A 23,974-nucleotide genomic window follows, 5' to 3' on the forward strand; every position below is an offset into this window, starting at 1 on the left:
TCCGATCCCTTTATTTCACTTTACCTTTTAATTTATATACATACGCCAGCACTTCGGCAACGGCCTGAAACAGGTCAGCTGGTATCGCATCCCCGATTTCGGCTCTTTGAAACAGCGCCCGCGCCAGCGGCTTGTTTTCCATCGTTATAACGCCGTTTTGCTTGGCAATTTCCTTAATTCGGAGTGCTACGTAATCTTGCCCTTTCGCAATAATCTGAGGGGCTTCCATCTCCGAACCGTCATATTTCAAAGCCACAGCAAAGTGCGTAGGGTTGGTGATGATGACATCTGCATTAGGAACTTCCTGCATCATACGCTGCATGGCCATACGGCGCTGCCGTTCGCGGATTTTCCCTTTGATCAGCGGGTCACCCTCCATTTTCTTGTACTCATCCTTGATGTCCTGTTTGGACATTCTCAGGTTTTTCTCATGTTCATAGCGTTGGTACATATAATCCAATACCGCTAAAATGAACAGCACCACGCCAATTTTAAGCCCCAGTTCCATCGTTAATGAAGCCGTGAAGCTCAACATTTGATCACCGGACATTTCAGCCAGTTTGGGTAGGTCTGCCTTTGTTTTCCAAAGTACGCTGTACACCAGATAACCAATCACGGTCATCTTTAAAACTGATTTCAGGAATTCGACCAATGACCTCATAGAAAAAATATTTTTGAATCCTTTAATCGGATCAATCTTGCTAAACTTGGGCGTAATGCCCTCTCCGGTTAATAAAAAACCGATCTGCATGTAATTCGCCGCTATCCCGATGACAATAGCCCCAATAAAAATAGGAGCCAGCATAATGATGATTTGCACGCCATACTCACCCATCATCAGCAGCGTTGTGTTTGGTGTTACCTCCATATTGAGGCGATTCATAAATATATCCCGAAACAAGCGAACCGCATGATCCTTAAAATACCCGCCGAACATCATAAGGCAAAAAAACGTAGCCAGCAAAACACCGGAGGCGGGCAACTCCATGCTTTTGGCAACCTGCCCTTTTTGTCTTGCATCCTGTTTCTTTTTGGGTGTAGCTTTTTCCGTTTTTTCCCCTGAGAACAACTGCAGGTTCATAGCATATTTAAATGACAAACTACGTTCCTCCAGACCAGACATTAAGGGCGGGTGCCCATAATATCCAATAAGTTGCGCATGGATTCGAACATCACAGAAAACAATTTTTCGAATATAAAAGCAAAACTTGGCATGAGAAGCAGCAACATGAACAATCCCACAATAATTTTAAGCGGTACACCAATGACAAAAATGTTAAACTGAGGCGCTGTTTTTGCTAAAAAGCCAAGGCCCACATCCGTCAGAAAAGTAGCCACTACAATGGGAGCAGCAATTTGGAAGGCCAGCAAAAAGGATTCCGCAAAGGTGCGTACCAGGAATTCAGTTACACTGCCGCCATACAGTTTCACAAAAAAATCATTTGTCAGCGGTACCCAATCATAGCTATATAAGATTGCATTCAGCAGGTGATGGTGCCCATTGATACTTAAAAAGAACAACACAGCTATGGCAAACTTGAAATTCCCTGTTAAAGGCGTTGAAGCGCCTGTCATGGGATCGAACACGCTGGCCATCCCAAAACCTACCTGTAGATCAATAAATGAACCGGCGGTCTGGATCGCTGTCATAAACAAATATGCAGTAAACCCCAACAGCAACCCAATCAGCACTTCACGACCTACTAACAGCACATATACAACATCGGTTGGTACCTGTTGATGTGTACCGTAGGTAAGATACACGACCAAAGCCAGAAATCCTGAAATTCCAACCTTATAGATATTAGGTACTCCTCGGGTTGAAAAGATAGGTGCTACTACAAAAAACGAGGCAATCCGACAAAAAATCAGCAGAAAAACAGGAAAACTCTGTAACACCATGTTCATAGCTTTCAGCCTAACCTATATATTTGTACAAATTGTCCAGAATGTTATACGTAAAGTCCACTAAAGTGGTCAATATCCAAGGTCCGAACAAAAGCAACGCCAGCAATACGGCGACAATCTTCGGAACAAAGGCCAGTGTCTGCTCCTGAATTTGGGTTGTCGCCTGAAAAATGCTGATAATCAAACCCACGACTAGCCCCAAAATCAGCATCGGAGCGCTCACCTTGAGTACAATGTACACCGCTTGTCCAGCCAGGGAAATAATAAACTCCGAAGTCATTGCCGTCCTCCTTGATTGCTGTCCTTGCAGGAAATATTCATGTGTTAAAACTCAGAAGCAATGATTTGACGACCAAATACCAGCCATCTACAAGCACAAAAAGCAGTATCTTAAAAGGAAGTGAAATCATTACAGGCGGCAGCATCATCATCCCCATAGCCATGAGTGTACTCGACACCACAATGTCTATGACTAAAAATGGTATGAAAATCATAAAACCCATCTGAAATGCCGTTTTCAACTCACTGATTGCATAAGCCGGGACCATCACTGTTAATGGAATTTCCTGATAATTTTTTGGTTTTTCCATCTTGGTGTACTTCATAAAGAGCAGTAGATCCTTCTCACGCGTATGAGAGAACATAAAAGTCTTGATCGGTACCGATGCCTTGTCCAGCGCCTGGGACTGTGTTATATCCCCCTTCAGATATGGCTGAAGCGCAGTTTCGTTCATAGCCGAGAACGTCGGGGCCATAATGAATAAAGTGAGAAACAAAGCCAGTCCGACAAGCACCTGATTGGGCGGCATCTGCTGTGTCCCCAGCGAGGTTCGCACAAATCCGAGCACAATCACAATTCGCGTAAAACTTGTCATAAGCATGAGCAACGCCGGCGCTACACTAATGACCGTTATAAGTAAAATAATAGACAGCGAGGTGGCACCGGGCTGTCCTTTGTCCGAATTGCCGACTTGAATATCAATGTTCGGAATCGGTTCTGCAGAGGCCGCCGTCACCGAAATGAAGCTGAACAAGACAAGCAGCAAACATGCTAGTATAATCTTTTTTCTCATGAATCTCCCGACCGATCTGTAGTATTCTCCTCATTGCGCAGCTTTTCAAGTTTATCCTTGCGATTTGGCATCTGCCGAAGCTTGGCTTCAAACATCTCGTGAAACGACGTTTCTTCTTCAGGCTGCTGCTGTACCGCGTTGTTCCGACGAAGCTTGTCCGCGATTTTAGCGAACAGCGGGGCAATTGGGCCGCGCTGCAGAGAAGCTTCCTGCTCCAGTGCGGCCAAAATTTGCTCCACTTCTTCAGGATCGGATACTTTGTCAACAAGCCGGATATCTTCTCCTACACCAATGAGGTACACACTGCTACCAACTTCAACAAGCTGAAGGGATTTATTGGGGCCCAGCCCCACGCCTCCCAGTATGCGAACGGAGCGGTTGCTGAACCAGCTCTGATTTCTTTTACTCAAAAACCGTATCAAGTACACGATCAGTACGATGATCAAGATTAGCACAAAAAGGACCCAGGCGATGTTGCCTATATTGCTGGATGTACTCAATGCGTCAGAGGCACCCTGTTTTGTATCCATACCGGGTGCGCCTTAGATACCCAGTGTTTTGTTAATGGCTTCGATAACCCGATCCGATTGGAAAGGCTTAACGATAAAATCTTTTGCACCAGCTTGAATGGCATCAATAACCATGGCTTGCTGTCCCATCGCAGAACACATAATAACCTTTGCGTTGGCGTCAATTTGTTTGATTTCCTTCAGAGCGGCAATGCCGTCCATTTCGGGCATCGTAATATCCATCGTAATCAGGTCCGGACGAAGCTCCTTGAATTTTTCAATCGCCTGTGATCCGTCCTGGGCCTCTCCTACTACTTCAAATCCATTTTTGGACAGGATGTCCCGAATCATCATTCTCATAAATGCAGCATCGTCCACGATCAAAATACGGTTTGCCATCTGAAATAAATCCTCCCTAAATTATGCTATTATTGTAATTTTTGAATACGGTCCCATTGGCTTACAATATCTGTTACACGCACGCCAAAGTTCTCGTCGATCACGACAACCTCGCCCTTAGCAATCAATTTGTTGTTAACTAGGATGTCGACCGGCTCCCCGGCAAGTTTGTCCAGTTCAATAATTGAACCTTGTGAGAGCTCCAGAATATCTTTAATTTGCTTTTGGGTCCTTCCTAATTCTACGGTGACTCTAAGGGGAATGTCCATCAATAAATTTAAATTGTTTTCATCGACTTGCGCAAATGCACCAGACTGTAGGTTAGAAAATTGTACAGGCTGCACATTTACATTACGTCCCGGTACTGCACCGTAGTGATGAGGTGTCCCATAAGGAGCTTGCGGCGGTACACCAGCCGACATTCCATAACCCGGTGCTCCATAGCCTGAAGCTGCTGGCTGTCCATATCCCGGGTCTTGAGGATATGCTGGCGGCTGCTGTCCGTGGCCTGCATTCTGTGGCGCCTGAGCGGCTACAGGCGGCTGCTGCGGAGCCTTGGCTTGTTGCGGCACTTCCGGAGCCGCTGTTGCAGCTGTCTGCTGTGCTGAGGTTTGCGGCTGCTCTTCGTCCTCTCCGCCATTCATCAGGATGCTTACCATCCTTTTGGCGAAGTTTACAGGTAACAGCTGCATCAATGTAGAGTCAATGAGTTCACCGATCAATAGACGGAAGGATACTGTGACAAGCGTCTCTTCATCTGGCAAGCTGGATACTCCATCTCCGTGCATCGGGTCTAAAATATCAATCCCCGGTGGAGAGATATTCACAAAACGGTTAAACATGGTAGACATCGAGGTTGCCGACGAGCCCATCATCTGGTTCATCGCTTCCTGCACAGCGCTGATATGAATTTCATTTAATTCTTCATCTGCCGGATTTCCTTCACCACCAAGCATTAAGTCCGCAATAACCTGCGCATCGCGCTTTTTGATTACGAGCGAGTTAATACCTTCAAATCCATCGACGTAATTCACATGTACTGCTACGTGCGGCTTTGGAAATGCCGTTTCAAATTCAGAACGGGTAATAATTGAAACCTTTGGTGTCGTAATGTCCACCTTCTGACCCAGCAGTGTGGAAAGAGCCGTCGCTGCGCTGCCGAACGTTATATTACCGATTTCCCCGAGAGCATCCTGCTCCAGAGAAGTCAGAAAATCGTCAACGGTCTTGCCTGCGGGAGTAGAATCCGTCCCCGCTTCAGACTGTTTCAGCAAGGCATCAATTTCCTCCTGGGACAAATAGTCTTTACTCGTCAATTTCTTCAACTCCTTCGTTGACAACTTCGTCAATTTGTACGGCAACACGATCTCTCACCATGCCGGGACTTCCCATAAACTTCAATTTCTCGCCTATCCGGATGGACAGTCCTTCCTTGACAGGTTTGTTCAATGAAATGACATCCCCAACCGAAAGGCCTAGAAACTCAGCCACATTTATCCGGGACTCACCTAGCTCGGCAACAATAGGAAGCTCTGCCTTGGTGACCCGTAATCTCAAGGCGTCAATCTCTTCAGGCGCCCTTGATTTCTTTTGGGATGTAAACCACTGGTGCGTGGACAGTCTAGCCATAATGGGCTCTAATACCACGTGCGGGATACAGAGGTTAATCATCCCCGTGGTATCACCAATTTTGGTACTGAGCGAAATCAGAGCAATCGTTTCATTCGGCGAAACAATCTGCATAAACTGCGGATTGGTTTCCATCGCCTCCAGACGCGGTTCAATGTCCAATACCGTTTTCCAAGCCTCTTGCAGGCTGTCAAAGGTACGACTGAAGATCCGCTCCATGATTGTCGTCTCGATTTCCGTCAACGCGCTAACCTTGGGCGGCGCTGAGCCTGTTCCTCCGAGAAGCCTGTCCAGCATGGCATAAGCTACATTCGGGTGAACCTCAAGCACCATTCGGCCTTCCAACGGTTCAGCTTCAAAAATGTTCAGAATGGTCATTTTCGGAATGGAGCGAATGAATTCATCATAAGGAAGCTGCTCCACCTGAACGACATTAATTTGGACAAATGTACGAAGCTGAGCTGAAAAATAAGTGGTCAGATACCGAGCAAAATTTTCGTGTATCCGCGTCAGACTCCGAATATGATCCTTGGAAAAACGAAGCGCCCTTTTGAAATCATAAGCGCGAACTTTCTTTTGGGTATCTTCCTTTTTAAGTTCTTCCGCATCCATTTCACCGGACGAAAGAGCTGCTAAAAGGGCATCAATTTCCCCTTGTGACAGTACATCCACCAATGTTATTCACCCCCTTACGTGTTCCTGACAAGTTCACCTGGAATCATATGGCTGCCAGTAAAAAGTCTGTAATTTTGGCGTTCCCCAGGTGACCTTCAGGGAGCGACTTGTTGATGAGATCCGTCAGCTTGTCACTGAATTGGCTACGGCCTTTAGCCGTTCTGAGCTCATCAGGCTTGGTGTCTGCAAGTAATTGAATAACAATAGGCTTAATACTAATGTCTTTGATTTTTTCAAAAGCTTCTTTTGCTTTGGCATCGTTCAATTGGAAAGAAAGATTCATCTGTACAATGTAATCGGCGTCCGCTAAATTCGTTTTGATACCGGTAATTTCAGAACTCACTTCCACCAGTTCATCTGCTGACAATCTTGGAAGCTGTTCTGCTTGGGTGGCTTGCACATTCGGAGTGACTTCCGACTTCTTCCCGCTAAGCGCTGGTATAAGTACAAAGGCCGCGCCTGCAATCAAAGTAATCGCGAGTAAAATTGTAATGAGCCATGGCAGCATCTTCTTCATTCGTCTTCCTCCATTTGTTGCACTTTTATCGTGGCGGCATGGATGCCGATTTCACGGCTGTAATCCTTGATCAAGGAGACGACATCTGCCGCTTTTTCCAATACAATCAACCGTTTCCCCGTCACCAAAGTGACGTATGTATCCGGTGTTTCCTCCACAGTCTCAATGAGCAGCGCATTAAGCCACATAGGCGAGCCGTTCAGCCGCGTCAACGGGATCATCGTAACACCAACCTCCTGATAGGTGCGGAGGAGACTCTACTCCTCCGCGTTTAAATGAGATTATCGTTTCAAGTTTACAACTTCCTGAAGCACTTCATCCGAGGTCGTAATGATACGCGAGTTCGCTTGGAACCCACGCTGAGCCACGATCATTTCGGTAAACTCACCAGTCAGATCAACGTTGGACATCTCCAGTTGGCCCGCAATGATAGCTCCCAGACCATTAGCATTTGCTGCACCCGGCTCAATTGCATCAATGTTGGAGTTTACAGTAGTACGGTACAAGCTCCCGCCGATTTTCTCCAAACCTTCCGGGTTAGTAACTCTAGCCACACCAATTTGAGTACCGTTATCAGTCGTACCATCATCCAATTGCTGTACAATCGTACCGTCCTGCGAGACAGAGAACGCAGTAACGTTGTCTGCAAGTGTGATTGGAGTTCCGCCTGTATCTACTACGAAAAATCCATCAGAGGTAACCAGATTTCGGTTCGCGTCTACGTGAAAATCACCCGCACGGGTCAGATAAGGGACCTCTTGTGCGTCATTCATTTTCACCAAGAAAAATCCGTCGCCGTTAATCCGCAAATCTGTCGGATTATTGGTGGTCATTGCGCTACCTGGAAGATGCAGTGTGTCAATCGAGCTGACGGATACCCCTAGACCAACCTGCTTGGCATTTAGACCTGCAGTTGTCGTACCATCCGGTGCGCTTGCCCCCGAACTTGTTTGGCTCAAAATATCCTTGAACATGACCCGGCTGGATTTGAAACCTGTTGTGTTTACGTTGGCAATGTTGTTACCGATAACGTCCAGCTTTGTTTGAAAGCCCTTCATGCCCGATACACCTGAATACATTGATCTCAACATTGAGTGTAAATCCTCCTCTGTTTGGTTGCTTCGTTAACCGCATCAGTCGATCCGCGGCTTTTTCATGGCTTTCCTGTTCGGGCCAGCCACTTCGTATACCATTTTTATGAAATAATTACGGCACTGTCTATTTGCGTAAATACGTTATCCTCCATGGACTGCTTGTCCATTGCTGTAACTACTGTCCGATTAGGCACACTTACAATCAAAGCCATATCCTGCATTAAAATCAATGATTCCTTGGCACCTTTGGCAGCCGCCTTATCGACAGCGGAGTTAATCTTTTCCATCTGATCGCTTCTCAACTCTATTCCTCGCTGCTCCAGCCGCTTGGCCGCATGATTGCTCAGCTTGACAACCTGTTCCTGCAGTACCTGATCGAATGGTTTGGCATTCTTCGGCACTGGATTAGTCCGGTTTTGCGGAATCGCTGCCGGAGGAACATTGGCGGGAAAAAGGCGTCCAACCGTTATTCTGTCATTCATGAGTTCTCACCGCTTCCAGTAGAGGAAGAAGGTGTAGTATCTGACGTTGCTGTTGCAGGAGCTGTTGAGTTAGGCTGGCCTACCGATGTAACATCTTTTAATGCTACCTCGGACGATCCCATTTTGGCATACTGCACACCGTCGCGAATAACGATAGAATCTACGATTCCGCTTTTCGTCGTACCTGCGGCTGTTTCACCCGTCAGGGGATCTTTTTTACCTGCCTCAATCCAGCTAACTTCCTTCCCTATCAATCCGGAAGCTGTGCCCAAAGACTGTCCCAATGCAGTCAACTGCGTAGAAATGTTCATCAGTTGCTCCACCGAAGAAAACTGGGCCATTTGAGCGATAAATTCTTTATCCTCCAAAGGCTGCATCGGGTCCTGATTTTGCAGCTGGGTGATCAAAATTTTCAAAAATTGATCCTTACCCATCGTTTTGGTATCCTTGGCACTTGCTGTTTTGACATTATTCACATTGTAATTCGGCCAGACGTTACTGGTGGATACATTGTTGTCTGTAGTCGTCATAGTGTTCTCACCTCCATCATTACGCTTGTGCTGTAAAGGAACCTGTCCGATTCACATCATCTGCGCGTTGTTCTGCTGTCCAGTTGCGCAGCTCTTCTGCCATTTCGGCTACCTTCAAAGCATCCTCGTTCTCTTCTCTACTTTGAGCTTTGGAACGCTGGTTGGATTGCTGTTGTTGATTAGCACCGGAGCCGCGGCCATCCTGATACATATGGGAGGAAAGTGATTCATTATGTGTTACTTCCACCTTATCAACCTGAATGCCCTGGCTTTGCAGGCTGGTACGCAGCTGCGACATTTGCTGTTCCAGCAAATCTTTCGCTCCGCTATGCTCTGTCATGAATTGGGCGACCAGATGACCATTCTGCATCGTCAGCTTAACTTCCAGCTGACCCAGATGTTCCGGACGAAGCATGATCGTAGCTTCCGTTAAACCGGAATGCTTTACAATATCAAGCTTCTGCACTACAAATTCAGTCATTTCCTTGGCAAATTGTCGTACATGCACAACAGGTTGGGCCGGAGCCGAAGGTGCTGTTCCTTGCGTCTGTACCGAAAGCTGTCCTGCAGTCGTGATCACTGGAGTCTGATTGTCAGTTACTGCCGGGTCTGCTTGCTCAGTTGCATCTACGAATGTACTAGATTCATCCGTTGCAGTCGCTTTAACTGCAGATTGAACATGCAGATTAGTGGATGAACGTTGTCCTTCTGAGCCTTGTTGACTCGTTCCACCTTGACTCGCTTGCTGCTCAGGAGCAACAACCTGTTTGTCAGTAGAAGCTACTGTCAATGTCTGAGTACCATTAGCACGATTTGCAGAAGGCTGAGCAGCTTGTGAATCTCCAGCATCAGCGAGTTCCACAGCTTTCATCACACCATTCCACTGCTCATCGGAAATAGTTCCCGTACCAGCTGTCACGCTTTGAAGCGATTGTAGCAGCTGTGTCACCTGGGACTTTTGTTCTCCTGAAGCCTGCTCTGCTACATTAGCAAGCTGTGACAAAGCGTCCTGCAATGCAAATCGAAGAGTAGCCGGATTAGCTGCCAAAGCCGTTAAGCCTGTTGCCTCTGTCGTTTCTCCACCATCTGTCTGTTGGTTAGCTCCGCCGCCTTGCAAAAACTGTTGAACTTGCTGAATCCATGATTGCAGAGCTGCAAGCAAAGCAGGATCAGAAGCTACCTGATCATCCAGCTGCTCAAGATTTTGCAGCAAAGGAGCCAATGTTTCGACAAGCGGCTCGGATGGAGCTTCCAGAGATTCTCCAGCTGCAATAAGTGGAAGTACCATAACTAATGGAGAACCGTTAGCATCTGCCCCGGCTGAGCCCGTTTGCCCGCCTGTCATCATTTGCGTAAGTGTTTGATTAAACGCACCGTTTGCTGCTCCAGCTGCTGCTGTATTCGTTGTTGATGCTGACGTCGTGCTACCCGCTGTCTGACTGGAACCAAGAGATACACTTTGAGAAATAAGGGTCATTTATTTTTCACCTCCTTTCATGTACATTACTTGCTGCCCATCAGCTTGTTCAAAATTTTTGCGGTCTGTCCTGCATCCTTGGCAGACATATTTTGCAGTAAAGAAGCACGTGTTGAATCATCTACTGTATTTAATATGTTTAACGCCTTGTCCGGACTGATTTTATAAGTTTGTAAAATAAGTTCAGCACCGCTTTTCTTGTCCATGGAAGCAAATGTGCTGCTGATTTGAGTGTTTTGCAAGCTTTTACTCGTCGATCCCGCTGTACTGCTTTGATCCTTTTTCAGACGGGACTGCAACGCAGCTACTGACAAATCCGTGGATGGTGTAATATTTTTCAGAGCCATGGTAATATCGGCTGCCTTTTTGGCATCCATCTTTTGCAGGATTTTCGCACTGTTTGCAGGGTCCATGTAGCTTAACAGTTGTACAGTTTCTTCCGTAGTCAGGTTTTCCATGATCGGTGCCGCCTTGCTTGCTGTCATTCCTTCATACATGGAAGCGAGATCCTTCGCCTGCTTTACATATGGATCTTCATTCGCTGTTCCGCTAGCAGTAGCACCTGCGGCTTGCGTGCCTGTCTGTCCCTGCTGACCGGCCTGTGTCTGTTGCATTTGCAGCGAATTGACTTGATTCTGCAGTTCTGTAACCTTTTTATCCTGGGCCGTTTTGGCAGCGGAAGCCTTTTTAAGCTCCTCCGTCTGTTTGGCCAAATCTGTCTTTAACTGCTGTATGGTTGCTTCAGAACTTTCAGACTGGGCCTTCTGATCTGCCTCTTTCGTCTGAGCAGCCTTATCTTTTGATTCAGGAAGCCAATTTTTCACAATTGGAATTTTGTTCCCCAATGAAATCATTTCGCTTCTGAAATCCATATTGAACAGTGTAAGCAGGACCCCGACCAGAACGATTGTGAAAACAATCGGAATCAGGAAAAACATAAACCGTTCAAATCCCCCGCCTGATTCTTTTTCTAAATCCATATCCAGTTCATTATCTGCTAACTTCTGTGCCATCGTCTTCCTCCTCAGGCAGCTGATATGCTTATCCTGTGACTTTCCGCTTACCGGGCTTTCATGGCAAATCGCACGGAAGCCATTTCATCCAGCTCGTTCTGCTCGCGCAGGAGCATTTCCTGTTGGAATTTCACGTTGGCCTTCTCTCTCGCTTTCAGCCAAACCTGTTCATCCAGCATTTTATCGGTCAAAACGGTTTGTTTGCTTTGCACATTTTGCTGCGCATATTGAACGTCTTTATGCTTGCGTGTAATACATTGGTCCAGATGATTAACATAAGCTTGTAATTCCTGAATAGTAGAGAGTGGCGCGCAATCCTCGGCAGCCTTTTGAATGGCTGATATGACCCGATTCCTTTCGCCTACAAGCTGTAACAACGTCTGCTCTTCAGCCTGCAATTGTCCAACAGCACTGGAAAGCAACCATTCGGCCTGTGACTTTTCGTTCGTTTTCAAGTCTACAACTTTCTGAAAGGAATACTGAAATCTCATCGTTCAACCTTCATCTCCTCGTAAATTCAGAAATCAAACGTTCCCGTACCTCATCCAGCTCAGTCTTTTCATCTGTTCTTTGTCTTGTAAAATCCCATATATCCCGTATGCGCTCTATGGATTCGTCAATTTCTGCATTTGAACCCTGCTGATAGGCCCCAATGTTAATCAGGTCCTCCGAATTTTTGTAAATGGCCATCAAACGCTTAATGTTCTCGGCAGCTTCAATCTGATCACGCGGTGAAATGTCCTTCATGACCCGACTTATGCTCGCTAACACATCAATTGCAGGAAAATGCCCTTTGTGAGCAATCCCCCGGTTCAATACAATATGTCCATCCAAAATTCCGCGCACCGCATCCGCGATGGGCTCGTTCATGTCGTCACCATCGACCAGCACTGTATAAAAGGCAGTTATGGAGCCGGTAGGCCCCGTTCCTGCACGCTCCAACAGCTTCGGTAAGCTGGCAAACACGGAAGGGGTGTAACCTCTCATTGCTGGCGGCTCCCCTATGGCCAGTCCTACTTCACGCTGAGCCATAGCATACCGGGTAACGGAGTCCATCATCAGCATGACGTTCAACCCGCGATCCCGAAAATACTCTGCGATCGTCGTCGCAATGAGTGCACCCTTAATGCGAATCAATGCAGGCTGGTCGGAAGTAGCCACAATGACTACAGAACGTTCGAGACCCTCCGGGCCCAAGTCCCGTTCGATAAAGTCCAGTACCTCGCGTCCACGTTCTCCGATCAGCGCAATTACGTTGACATCGGCCTCCGTATTACGTGCAATCATTCCCATCAGGGTACTCTTGCCTACACCAGATCCTGCAAAAATACCAACCCGTTGTCCTTTACCAATGGTTAGCAATCCATCGATAGCCCGCACTCCGATGCTGATCGGTTCCTGCACACGCGGACGATTCAGCGGATTGGAAGGAATATTGAAGGTCGAATATCTCGCCATTCTCGAAGGAATCAACGAACCATCCAGCGGCTGACCCAGACCGTCCAGCACTTTGCCTAACAGCTCTGATCCTACCTGCACATTGAGTGGTTTCCCGGTTCCTACGACATCACAACCGGGACCAATGGATTGTAATTCTCCCAGCGGCATCAGAAGTACCTTGTTGTCTCTGAAGCCCACAACCTCCGCCTGCAGTGGTTTGGCCGTTTTGCCCGGATAAATGTAACAAACGTCCCCAATGCTGGCATCCGGACCTTCCGATTCCACCATCAAACCGATAACCTGTGTAACCTTGCCGTTTACCCGAACCGGGTCCAGCTGTCGCAAATGATCCATGTAGCGCTGTGCATTAAGCCCCTTCATGTCTTCGCTCCTCATTCTCATGTGCCAGACGCAGCAGTTCTTTTTTGATTTCCGCTAATTGCGTATCAACTCGTGCATCCACGCTTCCAAAGGAAGAACGGATCACACAACCGCGATCTTTCACGGTACCATCAGGAATAATTTGCAGTTCTGCCTGTGAATCAACAGTTAATGACAGTTCTTCGCGCGCGCCTTGCACAAATGCGAAATGCTGAGGCGACACACACAACGTGATAGTTCCTTTTTCCCGCTTGCGAGCCAAATTTTTGCGAATGAGCTCGATCGTATATTCCGGCTCAAGACTAAGCTGCTTTTCAATGACTTTCTCAGCAATAGCGCTACTCAATTCGACCAAAAACGGCTCAGCTTCCTGAATCAGCTGCTCTTTAATCTCATAAGCCTGACGCAGAATTTCCTGTGCTTCTTCCATCATCTGCTCCGATTTTGTCTGGAGCTCTGCCTCAGCCAGCTTCTGACCTTCTTCATAGCCTTGCTGGAAGCCATCGGCTTTTAACGACTGGGTTAATTGATCGTCATTCTCACGTCGTTCCTGCCACCAGTCTTCAATCTGCTGCTGTGCTTCCTGAAGCATCCGTTCCGCTTCTTCAGCCGCCTCACGAACCTGCCGTTCGGCAAAATCCTTGGCATCATTCAGCATTTCATCCCGGAGCCGCTCAGCCTCATAATCTCTTTGGGGCTCCGGCTCCATATATTCAGTTGTGACTTCCTCGTCCGTCGTTTCTGGCGCATATGCATGTGCCACATCAATCGTTTTCAAAGCCTCTACAGGCACATATTGGAAAGATTTGATCAAGTTAGACAATGATGTCATCTCCTCCGCCGCGTGCGATTATAATCTCACCGGCCTCTTCCAATCTGCGGATCGTGGATACGATACGTGTCTGTGCTTCTTCCACATCACGCAGCCGCACCGGTCCCATGTACTCCATTTCCTCTTTGAAGGTCTCTGCCATACGTTTCGACATATTTCGGAAAATCACATCGCGTACTTCTTCACTGGATACTTTAAGCGCCAACTGCAAATCCGAGTTGTCGATATCGCGGATAATGCGTTGAATGGAACGATTGTCGATATTGACAATATCCTCGAATACGAACATTCTCTTCTTGATTTCCTCAGCCAGTTCAGGGTCCTGAATTTCAAGCGAGTCGAGAATGGTACGCTCGGTTCCGCGGTCTACGCCATTCAGAATTTGAACAATGGACTCGATACCGCCTGCATTCGTGTAATCCTGTGTTACGGTTGCTGACAGCTTTTGTTCCAGCACACGTTCCACTTGTGAAATAACTTCCGGAGATGTGCTATCCATGACAGCAACACGCCGGGCCACATCTGCCTGCTTCTCCTGTGGCAGGGACGACAGAATAACCGCCGCCTGCTCGAATTGCAAGTACGAAAGCACGAGAGCAATCGTCTGTGGATTCTCATTTTGTATAAAATTCAAAATCTGGTTTGGATCAGCTTTGCGGGCAAAATCGAATGGTCTTACCTGTAGCGTTGCCGTCAGGCGGTTAATGACTTCGACCGCTTTTTGCGATCCGAGCGCTTTTTCCAATATTTCTTTCGCGTAATTGATACCGCCTTGGGAAATGTACTCCTGAGCCAGACAAATTTGATGAAATTCGGCCATAATGGAGTCTTTTTCAACGGCATCGACCTTTCGCACATTGGCAATTTCCAATGTAAGTTGCTCGATCTCCTCATCACGCAAATGTTTGAATATTTGAGCAGATACTTCTGGCCCCATTGTGATCAGAAGAATAGCTGCTTTCTGTCTTCCCGTTAAACCTTGACTGCTTGCCTTTGCCAATGAACTCACCTCTATTCGTCAGCCAGCCATGTACGAAGCAGATTGACGAATTCGTCGGGTTTCTTTTTCGCCAGACTTTCAAGCTGTTTACGCACTTGGCTTTCATTTGTCACACTTTCCATGGTAATAGACGGGAACTCCGTCGGCGTTGGCATGAGTTCCAAATCTTCCTCTAGATCTTCTTCCTGTTTACGACGACGACGCACGATCAGGAAGATTGCACCCGCCAACAATGCCAGGACTGCAGCTCCGATGCCCCAAACCCACGGATTGGAAGCCGAGAAGAATGTGTTGGTGTTCGCTGGCGCCGGGACAGTTTGAGAGAAAACTGAAACCTTTTTGGCCAAATCAGCGTCTGTAAAGGTAGTACCGGAATTCGCCAACGAAGCTCTTACAATATTAACCAAGATATTTTGAATTGCTGTCTGAGTTGCAGTATCCAACGTTTGTTGTCCTGTTGGTGGTTCAACCGCCACATTAATGGTTAAATCTTTTACAACGTACGGACTTTGGATAATATCTCTCGCAATTCGGTTAACTTCGTAGTTAATTGTACTCGAGCTCTTATCTGAGCTGGTGTTGCCGGAATTGGCTCCTCCAGGGTAACCTGGAATATCCTGCGTTCCTGTTCCTGCAACTCCTCCGGTTTGTCCACTGCTGCCCGTATAGCTTTCCTGAATTTGTTGAGCACTGATTTCAATGCCCTTCATTTTCGCCTGGTCAACAGGTGTGACCATTTGTTCCTTAGATGTTACTTTGTCAAAATTCAGCTGGGACATGACCAGTACATTCACCTTGTCATCCCCAACAATTTTCGACAAAAATTGTTGAACATTATTCCTTACATCGCTCTCAAACTTCTTCTGTAGAGCCATGTTTTCCTGAACACCACTAGTGAGTCCTCCTTGGCCGCCCTTGGCTGTTGGAATCAACTCATATTCCTTATTGGTGATTGTAATGTTCTCCACTGGCAAATTCGGCACAGCCGTTTTCACCAGATTAAAGTAGCCATCAATGGCTTGTTGATTTGGCGTGAAGCCAGGTTCAAATTCCATTTGCACTGAAGCAGAGGCTTTGTCCTTCTCTTCAAGGCCGGCAAAAATGTTTTCCTTCGGCATATTAATGACAACTTTAGAGCTTTGGACACCATCCATCCGTTCCAACAGCTGCTGTACTTCGCCATTCAATGCGTTATTATACTTCACATTGAACTCGTTCTCCGTCATACCAATTGCCGAGGAAGACTGGTCAAAAGCACTCATGCCGATTGAGCCCTTTTGAATCAGGCCTTGAGACCCAACGTCTACCTTTGCCTTATCCGCACTTGCAGTTGGGACTGAGATTTGCGTCCCACCAGCGTTGAGCTGATACGGTATACCCGCTGAATCGAGATATTTAATGACTCCGGCAGCATCGTTTGCATTCAAGTCCCGGAAAGCCACTTCATACTCGGTTTTAGTAAACTGCATCGTTAGCACTACAATTGCAATAATAATGAATGCTAATGTCGAAACAAGTAGTATCTTCTGTTTTTTGCTGAAATTATTCCAATACCCGGCAATTTTATCCCGATATTGGGCGATTCTCTCGTTCACTCCGTCACCCCATCCGAAACTTTGCTAGACCCTCTTTACATCTGTGTACGCATGATCTCCTGATAGGCTTCGATCGCTTTGTTTCGGACCTGTGTCGTAAGCTGCAGGGAAAGCAGTGCTTGCTGAGAAGTGATCATGACTTGATCCACATCAACTTTGCCTGCCATGAATTGGTCGGACATCTGGTGTGTAGCGGCTTCCTGCTGCCCTACTTCATTGAGAGCATCCTTCAGGAAAGAACCAAAATCCTTTAAGGATTCGGAAGGTGTCGCTTTCGTCAACTCATTGTTAGGCGATTGAATCTGCTGTATTACCGGTGTCTGTACATTAAACATGGCGTTTTGAATCATGCTTTACTCTCCCTATTCAATAGTTAGTAGTCCTGGAACTTAGCGACCGATTTCAAGCGCTTTGGAAACCATCGCTTTTGATGCATTCAGAGCTGTTACATTGGCTTCGTACGAGCGTGTTGCAGAAATCATGTCAACCATTTCTTTCATAATGTCTACATTAGGCATATATACATAACCATCTTTATCAGCGTCCGGGTGACCCGGATTGTACACAGGCTTCAAAGGTGACTGATCTTCCTGAATTTGCGCAACCTTGACGCCAGCGGAACCCGTACCATTTCCTTCCATTTGAGCTTTCAAAACATCGGCAAAGCCAGATTGGTTCGGCTCCAAAACAACCGTTTTTCTCCGATATGGAATTGCTTGTCCATTCTCCACTTTGGCCCGAGTTGTCTCTGCGTTCGCGATGTTACTTGATATAACATCCATCCGCAACCGTTGGGCCGTAAGTGCAGATGCGCTAATATCAAAGCCGTTGTTAATCTTCACCTAATCCTATCTCCCTTCTACCGCTGTTCTCATCATTTTGATACGTTCATTAATTTCTTGGATGTAGGCATTATATCTTAGTTGATTTTCAGCCATAAGACTCATTTCTCTGTCGACATCGACGTTGTTCATATTATTGTTCATGACTGAGTACCCATCTTTGGTGACCATAGCGTCCGGAATAGAGTTCACAGGTCCTATTTGAAAATGTCTTGCATTGGTAACTTTTCCACGCAGTGGCGTTACATCACCGTCCATTTGCTGCTGAAGCAATTCTTCAAATGAAACCTCCGAACGCTTAAAATACGGGGTATCCACATTGGAAATGTTGTTGGCTATCACACGTTGTCTCGTATTGGCCGCCTGAACACCTGCCTGAAGCTTTTGAAAGCTAATATCACCCAGCAGATTCATTTAGCTCCTCCCTTCCAGCGTCTACTCCAAAGTAAGATTCAATAAAACAAGATTTTTCACTTTTTTTCGACAATTTAATTTCATAATTATACATTTCTCTTAGGTCTTAAGTAGAAAATAATTGCTTTCTGTCATATATTCTAAGTTTCGTAGAGTTGGGACCTAATTACAATAAGAAAAAAGCCCTATCTTTTTTAAAAAAGAGGGCTTTAGATGCATAAAATGTTAAATTTTTCAGGTTTTTTTCGAGAAAACGAGCTTTTTTTTAGCACTTTACACCTGTAAAAGATTACACGTCCTACTTTTGGAATAGACAGAAAAATCATCAACTTAACTTTTAACTAGGTCTATTTAACGGTGCAAGATAGTGTTATTCTGGACCACACACCCTATTTTTAGAAACCCTATTCATAAAATATACTGACTAAGGTCCCTGTTTTGGGCAATATCACCCAGCTTCTCACGAACATATTCAGGCGTAATGATCATACGATCCAATGTAAGCTCAGGAGCTTCGAAGGATAAATCCTCCAGCAGCTTTTCTAAAATAGTATGCAAACGGCGCGCGCCGATATTTTCCGTGTTTCGATTTACGGACTCGGCAATGCTGGCAATCTCACGGATCGCATCCGCTGAAAATTCAACTTCGATCTCTTCAGTGCGGAGCAGATCCGTATATTGCTTGGTCAGCGCATTTTTAGGCTCCGTCAATATCGATACAAACTCATCCAGGGTCAAACTGCTCAGCTCTACACGGATGGGAAAACGGCCTTGAAGTTCAGGGATAAGGTCAGACGGCTTGGCGACATGAAAGGCCCCTGCAGCAATAAACAGAATGTAATCCGTTCTTACCGGACCATATTTGGTCATAATGGTAGAGCCCTCGACAATAGGCAAAATGTCACGCTGGACGCCCTCTCTGGAAACGTCAGGACCATTCCCCTTGCCCTGGCTGGCAATCTTATCTATTTCATCGATGAAAATAATACCGGACTGTTCAGCACGTTTCACAGACTCCTGAATTACATCATCCATGTCGATCAGCTTGGCGGCCTCATCCTGAATCAGAACCTTACGGGCCTCCTTCACGGATAACTTGCGCTTTTTAGTCCGCTTGGGCAGAAAACTTCCGAACATCTCCTGCATATTCATACCCATTTGTTCATTTCCTTGCCCGGCAAACATATCGAGCATATTGGGTGCGGTATCCTCCACATCAATCTCTATGATCTCATCCTCAAGCTTACCGGACAGCAAATCAAATTTGACCTTGCGTCTTTTCTCCGTCAAGGAAGCGTCCTGTTGTGGTTGTTCTTCTTCTACCGCAGCACCCGGGTTGTTACCGAACAGCATTTCAAAGGGATTACGCTGCGATTTGCCCGACTTCTCCGCAGGTACAAGAATGTTGACAATCCGTTCATTGGCCATGTCCTCCGCTTTGTCCTTCACATTCTCTGTTCGCTCCGCCTTCACGATGCGTATGGAGGTTTCCATCAGATCACGTACCATGGACTCCACATCACGACCAACGTAGCCCACTTCTGTGAATTTGGTCGCTTCAATCTTGACAAAAGGAGCCCCCACAAGCCGTGCAAGTCTACGCGCAATTTCCGTTTTACCCACACCTGTCGGCCCGATCATCAAAATATTTTTAGGCACAATCTCATCCCGGACATCATCCGGCAACTTACTGCGACGATAACGGTTGCGCAAGGCAACAGCAACAGATTTTTTAGCCTGCTTTTGTCCGACAATATACTTATCCAGCTCGGATACAATTTGTCTGGGCGTCAACGATTGATTCTTCATTTTGCATTCCTCCACCCTTGAATACTCAGAGCCGATTTACAGTTCTTCCACGATAATCTGATTGTTTGTATACACGCATATTTCTGAAGCGACCTCTAAAGCTTCCCGCGCCATATCCTTTGCATCCATATCAGTTCCATGACGTTTGAACGCTCGAGCAGCCGCCAATGCAAAATTACCACCTGAGCCAATCGCAAGTACATCATCGTCTGGCTCGATAATTTCCCCGCCTCCGGAAATGAGTAGCATGCCGGAGGTATCCATCACAATCATTAGCGCCTCCAGCTTGCGCAGAATACGATCCTGTCGCCAGTCCTTGGCCAGTTCTACGGCAGCCCGTTGCAGATTGCCGTGATGTTCCTCCAGCTTGCTTTCAAACTTTTCAAATAATGTGATGGCATCAGCCACCGAACCCGCAAATCCCGCAACGACTTGCCCACGATACAATCTACGTACTTTTTTAGCAGTTTGCTTCATAACAACACTGTTGCCGAACGTTACCTGTCCATCACCCGCAATAGCTCCTTTGCCATTGTGGCGTACAGCGCAGATGGTGGTAGCATGAAAGGACATATCCATAACGCGCTCCTCCTTTTCCTTCATCCTTATGCCTGTACTTCAGCTGTCATAACTCCTGTTTCATCGATGTAACGACGCAAGCTTTCCAGTGCGCGATTCGCGAGCGCTTCGTTCTTTTCCTTCTTATTGCGGATCCGCTTCTCCAGCTTTGGCAGCAGACCGAAGTTTGCATTCATCGGCTGAAAATGCTTGAAATCCGCGGTCGTAATATACCGCGCCATACTGCCTAGTGTCGTTTCCGCAGGGAATACAAACAATTCCTGTCCCTGCGCCGCACGCGCCGCATTCATTCCCGCAAGCAAGCCTGAAGCTGCTGATTCCACATACCCCTCTACGCCGGTCATTTGCCCAGCAAAGAACAAATTGCTTCTCCCCTTGAATTGATAGGTTGGTTGAAGCTGCTGAGGAGAATTAATAAAGGTATTACGATGCATCACACCATAACGTACAAACTCTGCCTTTTCGAGACCCGGTATCATAGAAAATACACGCTTTTGCTCCCCCCATTTGAGGTGAGTCTGGAAGCCAACCAGATTATACAGCGTGCCTGCAGCATTATCTTGACGAAGCTGAACAACTGCATACGGCAGCTCGCCTGTATGTGGATTTACTAACCCAACTGGCTTCATGGGTCCGAACAATGCAGTCTGTTTCCCACGCTGCATCATCACTTCGATAGGCATACAGCCCTCGAAATAGATTTCTTTTTCAAATTCCTTAACTTGTGCCACCTCGGCCGTAATCAAGGCCTCATAAAAAGCGTCAAATTCCGCTTCATTCATCGGACAATTCAAGTAAGCCGCTTCTCCCTTATCATAACGGGAGGCCAGGTACACCTTGCTCATGTCAATGGAGTCCTTTTCAACAATCGGGGCTGCAGCATCGTAAAAGTAAAAATACTCCTCTCCCATCAGCGATTTAATCTGTTCTGACAAAGCCGGAGAAGTTAAGGGCCCTGTTGCAATGACCACAATGCCATCCTGTGGAATTTCCTGAAGCTCTTCATTCACGACCTCAATCAGCGGATGCTGATGAAGTGTATCTGTAATATGGCCGGAAAATCCGTCACGATCCACTGCCAACGCACCGCCAGCTGGAACAGCATGACGATCTGCTGCGCTCAAAATCAAGGAATTCAGCATTCTCATTTCTTCCTTCAGCACGCCCACTGCATTTGTTAGACCGTTTGCTCGCAAGGAATTACTGCACACCAGTTCAGCAAATTTATCTGTATGATGTGCCGGTGTTTTTACTACCGGCCTCATTTCATATAACTTGACAGGTACTCCACGGCTTGCAATTTGCCAGGCAGCTTCGCTGCCCGCCAAACCTGCTCCGATGACCGTTACCTTTTGCATTTCACTCACGTATAAATCCCCCTGCTATTGTTGTTCTTATGAAGTCTCTACACCCTCATCGCTCTCTTCCAGCATTTCGCTGTGATCACAGACGGTACAATTGAGCTTCGTTCCCTGTTTTGTTCGTTTTTCGACCATTAGACCGCTACAGCTTGGACAAGGCTTAATGGACGGTTTATCCCAAGATACAAAATCGCATTCCGGGTAGCGGTCACAACCGTAGAAGACACGTCCTTTTTTACTCCGTCGTTCGACGACATGACCCTCACCGCATGTAGGACAAGTGATCCCGATATCCTTGACAATTGGCTTAGTGTTGCGGCAATCCGGGAAGGCAGAGCAGGCCAGAAATTTACCAAAGCGACCTAGCTTATACACCATTGGGCTGCCACATTTATCACAGATGACATCAGACACTTCATCCTTGATCTCAATTTCCTTCATTTCTTCCTCTGCCACTTCCAGACGCTTCTCAAATGACTCGTAAAAGTCACTTAAGACTTTAACCCAATTTCCTTCTCCATCTTCTACATGGTCAAGATCATCTTCCATATTGGCAGTAAACTCCACATTCAGAATCTCAGGAAAGAACTCCTCCATTTGTTCAATGACCAATTCTCCCAGCTCTGTAGGGAAGAACTTCTTTTCCTCAATGGCGACGTAACCACGCTTCTGAATGGTCTCCAGCGTAGGAGCATACGTACTCGGGCGCCCTATACCCAATTCTTCCAGCGTTTTGACCAGTCTTGCTTCTGTATAACGAGGAGGCGGTTGTGTAAAATGCTGCTTTGGTTCAACCGATTCTTTTTTCAGCTTATCGCCCGGTTGAAGTGGCGGCAGCAGCTTATCTTCTTCGGTTTTACCGTCGTCATTCCCCTCCACATACACTTTCATAAAGCCTGGAAAACGAACTTTAGAACCGGCTGCGCGGAAAATCGTCTCACCTGCTTCAATATCAACGGACAGGGTATCCATAATAGCGGAAGCCATCTGGCTCGCCATAAAACGTTCCCATACCAGTTTGTACAACCGGAACTGATCCCGGCTCATAAACGGCTTAACGGTTTCTGGATCACGCAAGGCAGAGGTTGGACGAATCGCTTCATGTGCATCCTGAGCATTGGCCGATTTTTTGGAATACTGACGAGGACTTTCAGGTACAAAATCTTCGCCATATTTTTGAATGATAATTTCCTTTGCTTCCTCTTGAGCCGAAGCGGCGATCCGTGTGGAATCCGTACGCATATACGTAATTAGACCCACGGTCCCTTCCTTGCCTAAATCCACGCCCTCATATAGCTGCTGAGCTACAGACATCGTTTTGGATGCACGGAAGTTGAGCTTCCGAGCTGCCTCTTGCTGTAAGGAACTTGTTGTAAATGGTGGAGAAGGATTGCGAAGACGCTCTTTCTCCTTCACATCTTGTACCTTGTAAGACGATTTGCCAATCGCCTTCAATACTTCCTGCACGTCTGCTTCACTGGAAAGCTCTTTCTTTTCGCCGCGCAGCTTGTGGAATTTCGCTTCAAAGGTGCTATCCTTAATAGCTAGCTTGGCTGTAATCGTCCAGTATTCTTCCGGTACAAACTCACTGATCTCGGTCTCCCGATCCAAAATAATTTTCACCGCAACGGACTGCACGCGACCTGCGGACAGACCTTTTTTTACCTTTTTCCACAGAAGCGGACTGATTTTGTAGCCAACAAGCCGATCAAGTATGCGTCTGGCCTGTTGGGCATTGACCAGATCCATATTGATTTTGCGTGGTGTTTTAAAAGCATCCTTAACAGCCTGCTTCGTAATTTCATTAAATACAACACGGCAATCTGCTGTATCATCCAGTTCCAGCGCATGTGCCAGATGCCAAGCAATAGCCTCGCCTTCGCGATCCGGGTCAGCCGCCAGATATACTTTTTTTACTTTTTTCCGGGCATCCTTTAATTCTTTTAGAATTGAGCCTTTACCTCGAATGGTAATGTATTTGGGATTAAAATCATTTTCGACCTCTACGCCGATCTGACTCTTCGGTAAATCCCTGATATGACCCATGGAAGCCTTGACGATATATTTGCTGCCTAAGTATTTGCCGATCGTCTTCGCCTTGGAAGGCGATTCCACGATGACGAGTGAATCCGCCATAGGCTCTTCCTCCTCTCGATTGCATACATGAATATGATAGTCTTCCTGAAATGTGGTGAGCTATAGCGCGAGACGCTCCACAATGGATTTGATTCTACAATCGCTGTTGTAACGGAATTCTTAGATTTTATAAAACCTTCGATAAGGTTAGAATTCCATTACAAAGGCGAACGCTATCGCTTTTCCGAATTCAAATCCCTTGCTGCGCTACTGCGAGCTATAAAGTCAACACATTTCAGGAAGTGGGGAGGGAATAGGAATCCGCAGTGCGAATGAATA

General features: G+C 46.6%; 27 protein-coding genes. All 27 read right to left on the reverse strand.

All coding sequences use genetic code 11. The features are described 5' to 3' along the window. Nucleotides 1-10: 10 nt before the first annotated feature. Nucleotides 11-1,123, reverse strand: a complete 1,113-nt coding sequence (gene flhB / locus B4V02_RS15245; protein WP_007430040.1) for a flagellar biosynthesis protein FlhB — start codon at nt 1,121-1,123, stop codon at nt 11-13. Beyond that, a complete protein-coding gene (fliR, locus tag B4V02_RS15250) occupies nt 1,123-1,908 on the reverse strand; it encodes a flagellar biosynthetic protein FliR (RefSeq protein ID WP_043890949.1) in 786 nt (261 codons plus the stop codon). Before fliR ends, flhB begins: the two co-directional genes overlap by 1 nt. Before the next feature lie 10 nt (nt 1,909-1,918). After that, nucleotides 1,919-2,188, reverse strand: coding sequence for a flagellar biosynthesis protein FliQ (gene fliQ / locus B4V02_RS15255; protein ID WP_007430038.1), 270 nt, complete (start codon nt 2,186-2,188; stop codon nt 1,919-1,921). 37 nt (nt 2,189-2,225) lie between these two features. Continuing rightward, a complete protein-coding gene (gene fliP, locus B4V02_RS15260) occupies nt 2,226-2,981 on the reverse strand; it encodes a flagellar type III secretion system pore protein FliP (protein ID WP_007430037.1) in 756 nt (251 codons plus the stop codon). Then, entirely contained in the window at nt 2,978-3,511 is a 534-nt protein-coding gene (locus tag B4V02_RS15265; protein WP_094155453.1) for a flagellar biosynthetic protein FliO, read from the reverse strand. The genes fliP and B4V02_RS15265 overlap by 4 nt, the downstream gene beginning before the upstream one ends. A 12-nt stretch (nt 3,512-3,523) precedes the next feature. Beyond that, entirely contained in the window at nt 3,524-3,889 is a 366-nt protein-coding gene (locus B4V02_RS15270) for a response regulator (protein WP_007430035.1), read from the reverse strand. Between the two features lie 29 nt (nt 3,890-3,918). Next, nucleotides 3,919-5,205, reverse strand: coding sequence for a flagellar motor switch phosphatase FliY (gene fliY / locus B4V02_RS15275; protein ID WP_094155454.1), 1,287 nt, complete (start codon nt 5,203-5,205; stop codon nt 3,919-3,921). Next, a complete protein-coding gene (gene fliM, locus B4V02_RS15280) occupies nt 5,195-6,193 on the reverse strand; it encodes a flagellar motor switch protein FliM (RefSeq protein ID WP_007430033.1) in 999 nt (332 codons plus the stop codon). Before fliM ends, fliY begins: the two co-directional genes overlap by 11 nt. Before the next feature lie 43 nt (nt 6,194-6,236). Then, a complete protein-coding gene (locus tag B4V02_RS15285) occupies nt 6,237-6,710 on the reverse strand; it encodes a flagellar basal body-associated FliL family protein (RefSeq protein ID WP_094155455.1) in 474 nt (157 codons plus the stop codon). Beyond that, nucleotides 6,707-6,931, reverse strand: coding sequence for a flagellar FlbD family protein (locus tag B4V02_RS15290; RefSeq protein ID WP_007430031.1), 225 nt, complete (start codon nt 6,929-6,931; stop codon nt 6,707-6,709). Before B4V02_RS15290 ends, B4V02_RS15285 begins: the two co-directional genes overlap by 4 nt. Before the next feature lie 60 nt (nt 6,932-6,991). Further along, nucleotides 6,992-7,801, reverse strand: coding sequence for a flagellar basal body rod protein FlgG (gene flgG / locus B4V02_RS15295; protein ID WP_007430030.1), 810 nt, complete (start codon nt 7,799-7,801; stop codon nt 6,992-6,994). A 104-nt stretch (nt 7,802-7,905) separates the two neighbouring features. Continuing rightward, nucleotides 7,906-8,286 (reverse strand): TIGR02530 family flagellar biosynthesis protein, encoded by a 381-nt coding sequence (locus B4V02_RS15300; protein ID WP_094155456.1) that lies wholly within the window; start codon nt 8,284-8,286, stop codon nt 7,906-7,908. After that, nucleotides 8,283-8,816, reverse strand: coding sequence for a flagellar hook capping FlgD N-terminal domain-containing protein (locus B4V02_RS15305; RefSeq protein WP_007430028.1), 534 nt, complete (start codon nt 8,814-8,816; stop codon nt 8,283-8,285). Before B4V02_RS15305 ends, B4V02_RS15300 begins: the two co-directional genes overlap by 4 nt. A gap of 19 nt (nt 8,817-8,835) precedes the next feature. Then, on the reverse strand, nt 8,836-10,293 hold the full coding sequence (locus tag B4V02_RS15310; protein WP_094155457.1) for a flagellar hook-length control protein FliK: 1,458 nt from the start codon (nt 10,291-10,293) through the stop codon (nt 8,836-8,838). Between the two features lie 26 nt (nt 10,294-10,319). Next, entirely contained in the window at nt 10,320-11,306 is a 987-nt protein-coding gene (locus B4V02_RS15315) for a MotE family protein (RefSeq protein ID WP_094155458.1), read from the reverse strand. Between the two features lie 47 nt (nt 11,307-11,353). After that, nucleotides 11,354-11,797 carry a flagellar export protein FliJ gene (fliJ, locus tag B4V02_RS15320; protein ID WP_007430025.1) on the reverse strand — a complete coding sequence of 148 codons (444 nt, stop codon included), beginning with the start codon at nt 11,795-11,797 and terminating at the stop codon, nt 11,354-11,356. Between the two features lie 10 nt (nt 11,798-11,807). Continuing rightward, the gene (gene fliI / locus B4V02_RS15325; RefSeq protein ID WP_007430024.1) at nt 11,808-13,127 is read right to left on the reverse strand and encodes a flagellar protein export ATPase FliI; all 1,320 of its coding nucleotides are present in this window, start codon (nt 13,125-13,127) and stop codon (nt 11,808-11,810) included. Next, the gene (locus B4V02_RS15330; protein WP_007430023.1) at nt 13,114-13,950 is read right to left on the reverse strand and encodes a FliH/SctL family protein; all 837 of its coding nucleotides are present in this window, start codon (nt 13,948-13,950) and stop codon (nt 13,114-13,116) included. The genes fliI and B4V02_RS15330 overlap by 14 nt, the downstream gene beginning before the upstream one ends. Further along, complete coding sequence (gene fliG, locus B4V02_RS15335) at nt 13,943-14,896, reverse strand: flagellar motor switch protein FliG (RefSeq protein ID WP_425270792.1); 954 nt, start codon at nt 14,894-14,896, stop codon at nt 13,943-13,945. Before fliG ends, B4V02_RS15330 begins: the two co-directional genes overlap by 8 nt. 74 nt (nt 14,897-14,970) lie before the next feature. Next, a complete protein-coding gene (gene fliF / locus B4V02_RS15340) occupies nt 14,971-16,554 on the reverse strand; it encodes a flagellar basal-body MS-ring/collar protein FliF (protein ID WP_007430021.1) in 1,584 nt (527 codons plus the stop codon). A 35-nt stretch (nt 16,555-16,589) separates the two neighbouring features. Continuing rightward, nucleotides 16,590-16,904 carry a flagellar hook-basal body complex protein FliE gene (gene fliE / locus B4V02_RS15345; RefSeq protein WP_007430020.1) on the reverse strand — a complete coding sequence of 105 codons (315 nt, stop codon included), beginning with the start codon at nt 16,902-16,904 and terminating at the stop codon, nt 16,590-16,592. 39 nt (nt 16,905-16,943) lie between these two features. Further along, nucleotides 16,944-17,396: a flagellar basal body rod protein FlgC gene (flgC, locus tag B4V02_RS15350; protein WP_010346387.1), complete on the reverse strand. Its 453-nt coding sequence runs from the start codon at nt 17,394-17,396 to the stop codon at nt 16,944-16,946. Between the two features lie 6 nt (nt 17,397-17,402). Further along, nucleotides 17,403-17,810, reverse strand: a complete 408-nt coding sequence (gene flgB / locus B4V02_RS15355) for a flagellar basal body rod protein FlgB (protein ID WP_007430018.1) — start codon at nt 17,808-17,810, stop codon at nt 17,403-17,405. 408 nt (nt 17,811-18,218) lie between these two features. Further along, nucleotides 18,219-19,619, reverse strand: a complete 1,401-nt coding sequence (gene hslU, locus B4V02_RS15360; RefSeq protein WP_094155460.1) for an ATP-dependent protease ATPase subunit HslU — start codon at nt 19,617-19,619, stop codon at nt 18,219-18,221. Between the two features lie 36 nt (nt 19,620-19,655). Continuing rightward, nucleotides 19,656-20,198, reverse strand: coding sequence for an ATP-dependent protease subunit HslV (hslV, locus tag B4V02_RS15365; RefSeq protein WP_007430016.1), 543 nt, complete (start codon nt 20,196-20,198; stop codon nt 19,656-19,658). 26 nt (nt 20,199-20,224) lie between these two features. Beyond that, on the reverse strand, nt 20,225-21,565 hold the full coding sequence (trmFO, locus tag B4V02_RS15370; protein ID WP_007430015.1) for an FADH(2)-oxidizing methylenetetrahydrofolate--tRNA-(uracil(54)-C(5))-methyltransferase TrmFO: 1,341 nt from the start codon (nt 21,563-21,565) through the stop codon (nt 20,225-20,227). A 27-nt stretch (nt 21,566-21,592) separates the two neighbouring features. Beyond that, nucleotides 21,593-23,695, reverse strand: coding sequence for a type I DNA topoisomerase (gene topA / locus B4V02_RS15375; RefSeq protein WP_094155461.1), 2,103 nt, complete (start codon nt 23,693-23,695; stop codon nt 21,593-21,595). Nucleotides 23,696-23,974: the final 279 nt, after the last annotated feature.

Origin of the sequence: Paenibacillus kribbensis (assembly GCF_002240415.1) — a bacterium.
GTDB classification, from domain to species: Bacteria; Bacillota; Bacilli; order Paenibacillales; family Paenibacillaceae; genus Paenibacillus; species Paenibacillus kribbensis.

Bases quoted from the DNA above. Each gene is read 5' to 3' on its own strand.
- flhB (WP_007430040.1), bottom strand. From the start codon at position 1,123: ATGTCTGGTCTGGAGGAACGTAGTTTGTCATTTAAATATGCTATGAAC.
- fliR (WP_043890949.1), bottom strand. From the start codon at position 1,908: ATGAACATGGTGTTACAGAGTTTTCCTGTTTTTCTGCTGATTTTTTGT.
- fliQ (WP_007430038.1), bottom strand. From the start codon at position 2,188: ATGACTTCGGAGTTTATTATTTCCCTGGCTGGACAAGCGGTGTACATT.
- fliP (WP_007430037.1), bottom strand. From the start codon at position 2,981: ATGAGAAAAAAGATTATACTAGCATGTTTGCTGCTTGTCTTGTTCAGC.
- B4V02_RS15265 (WP_094155453.1), bottom strand. From the start codon at position 3,511: ATGGATACAAAACAGGGTGCCTCTGACGCATTGAGTACATCCAGCAAT.
- B4V02_RS15270 (WP_007430035.1), bottom strand. From the start codon at position 3,889: ATGGCAAACCGTATTTTGATCGTGGACGATGCTGCATTTATGAGAATG.
- B4V02_RS15285 (WP_094155455.1), bottom strand. From the start codon at position 6,710: ATGAAGAAGATGCTGCCATGGCTCATTACAATTTTACTCGCGATTACT.
- B4V02_RS15290 (WP_007430031.1), bottom strand. From the start codon at position 6,931: ATGATCCCGTTGACGCGGCTGAACGGCTCGCCTATGTGGCTTAATGCG.
- flgG (WP_007430030.1), bottom strand. From the start codon at position 7,801: ATGTTGAGATCAATGTATTCAGGTGTATCGGGCATGAAGGGCTTTCAA.
- B4V02_RS15300 (WP_094155456.1), bottom strand. From the start codon at position 8,286: ATGAATGACAGAATAACGGTTGGACGCCTTTTTCCCGCCAATGTTCCT.
- B4V02_RS15305 (WP_007430028.1), bottom strand. From the start codon at position 8,816: ATGACGACTACAGACAACAATGTATCCACCAGTAACGTCTGGCCGAAT.
- B4V02_RS15310 (WP_094155457.1), bottom strand. From the start codon at position 10,293: ATGACCCTTATTTCTCAAAGTGTATCTCTTGGTTCCAGTCAGACAGCG.
- B4V02_RS15315 (WP_094155458.1), bottom strand. From the start codon at position 11,306: ATGGCACAGAAGTTAGCAGATAATGAACTGGATATGGATTTAGAAAAA.
- fliJ (WP_007430025.1), bottom strand. From the start codon at position 11,797: ATGAGATTTCAGTATTCCTTTCAGAAAGTTGTAGACTTGAAAACGAAC.
- fliI (WP_007430024.1), bottom strand. From the start codon at position 13,127: ATGAAGGGGCTTAATGCACAGCGCTACATGGATCATTTGCGACAGCTG.
- fliG (WP_425270792.1), bottom strand. From the start codon at position 14,896: ATGGGGCCAGAAGTATCTGCTCAAATATTCAAACATTTGCGTGATGAG.
- fliE (WP_007430020.1), bottom strand. From the start codon at position 16,904: ATGATTCAAAACGCCATGTTTAATGTACAGACACCGGTAATACAGCAG.
- flgB (WP_007430018.1), bottom strand. From the start codon at position 17,810: ATGAATCTGCTGGGTGATATTAGCTTTCAAAAGCTTCAGGCAGGTGTT.
- hslU (WP_094155460.1), bottom strand. From the start codon at position 19,619: ATGAAGAATCAATCGTTGACGCCCAGACAAATTGTATCCGAGCTGGAT.
- hslV (WP_007430016.1), bottom strand. From the start codon at position 20,198: ATGGATATGTCCTTTCATGCTACCACCATCTGCGCTGTACGCCACAAT.
- topA (WP_094155461.1), bottom strand. From the start codon at position 23,695: ATGGCGGATTCACTCGTCATCGTGGAATCGCCTTCCAAGGCGAAGACG.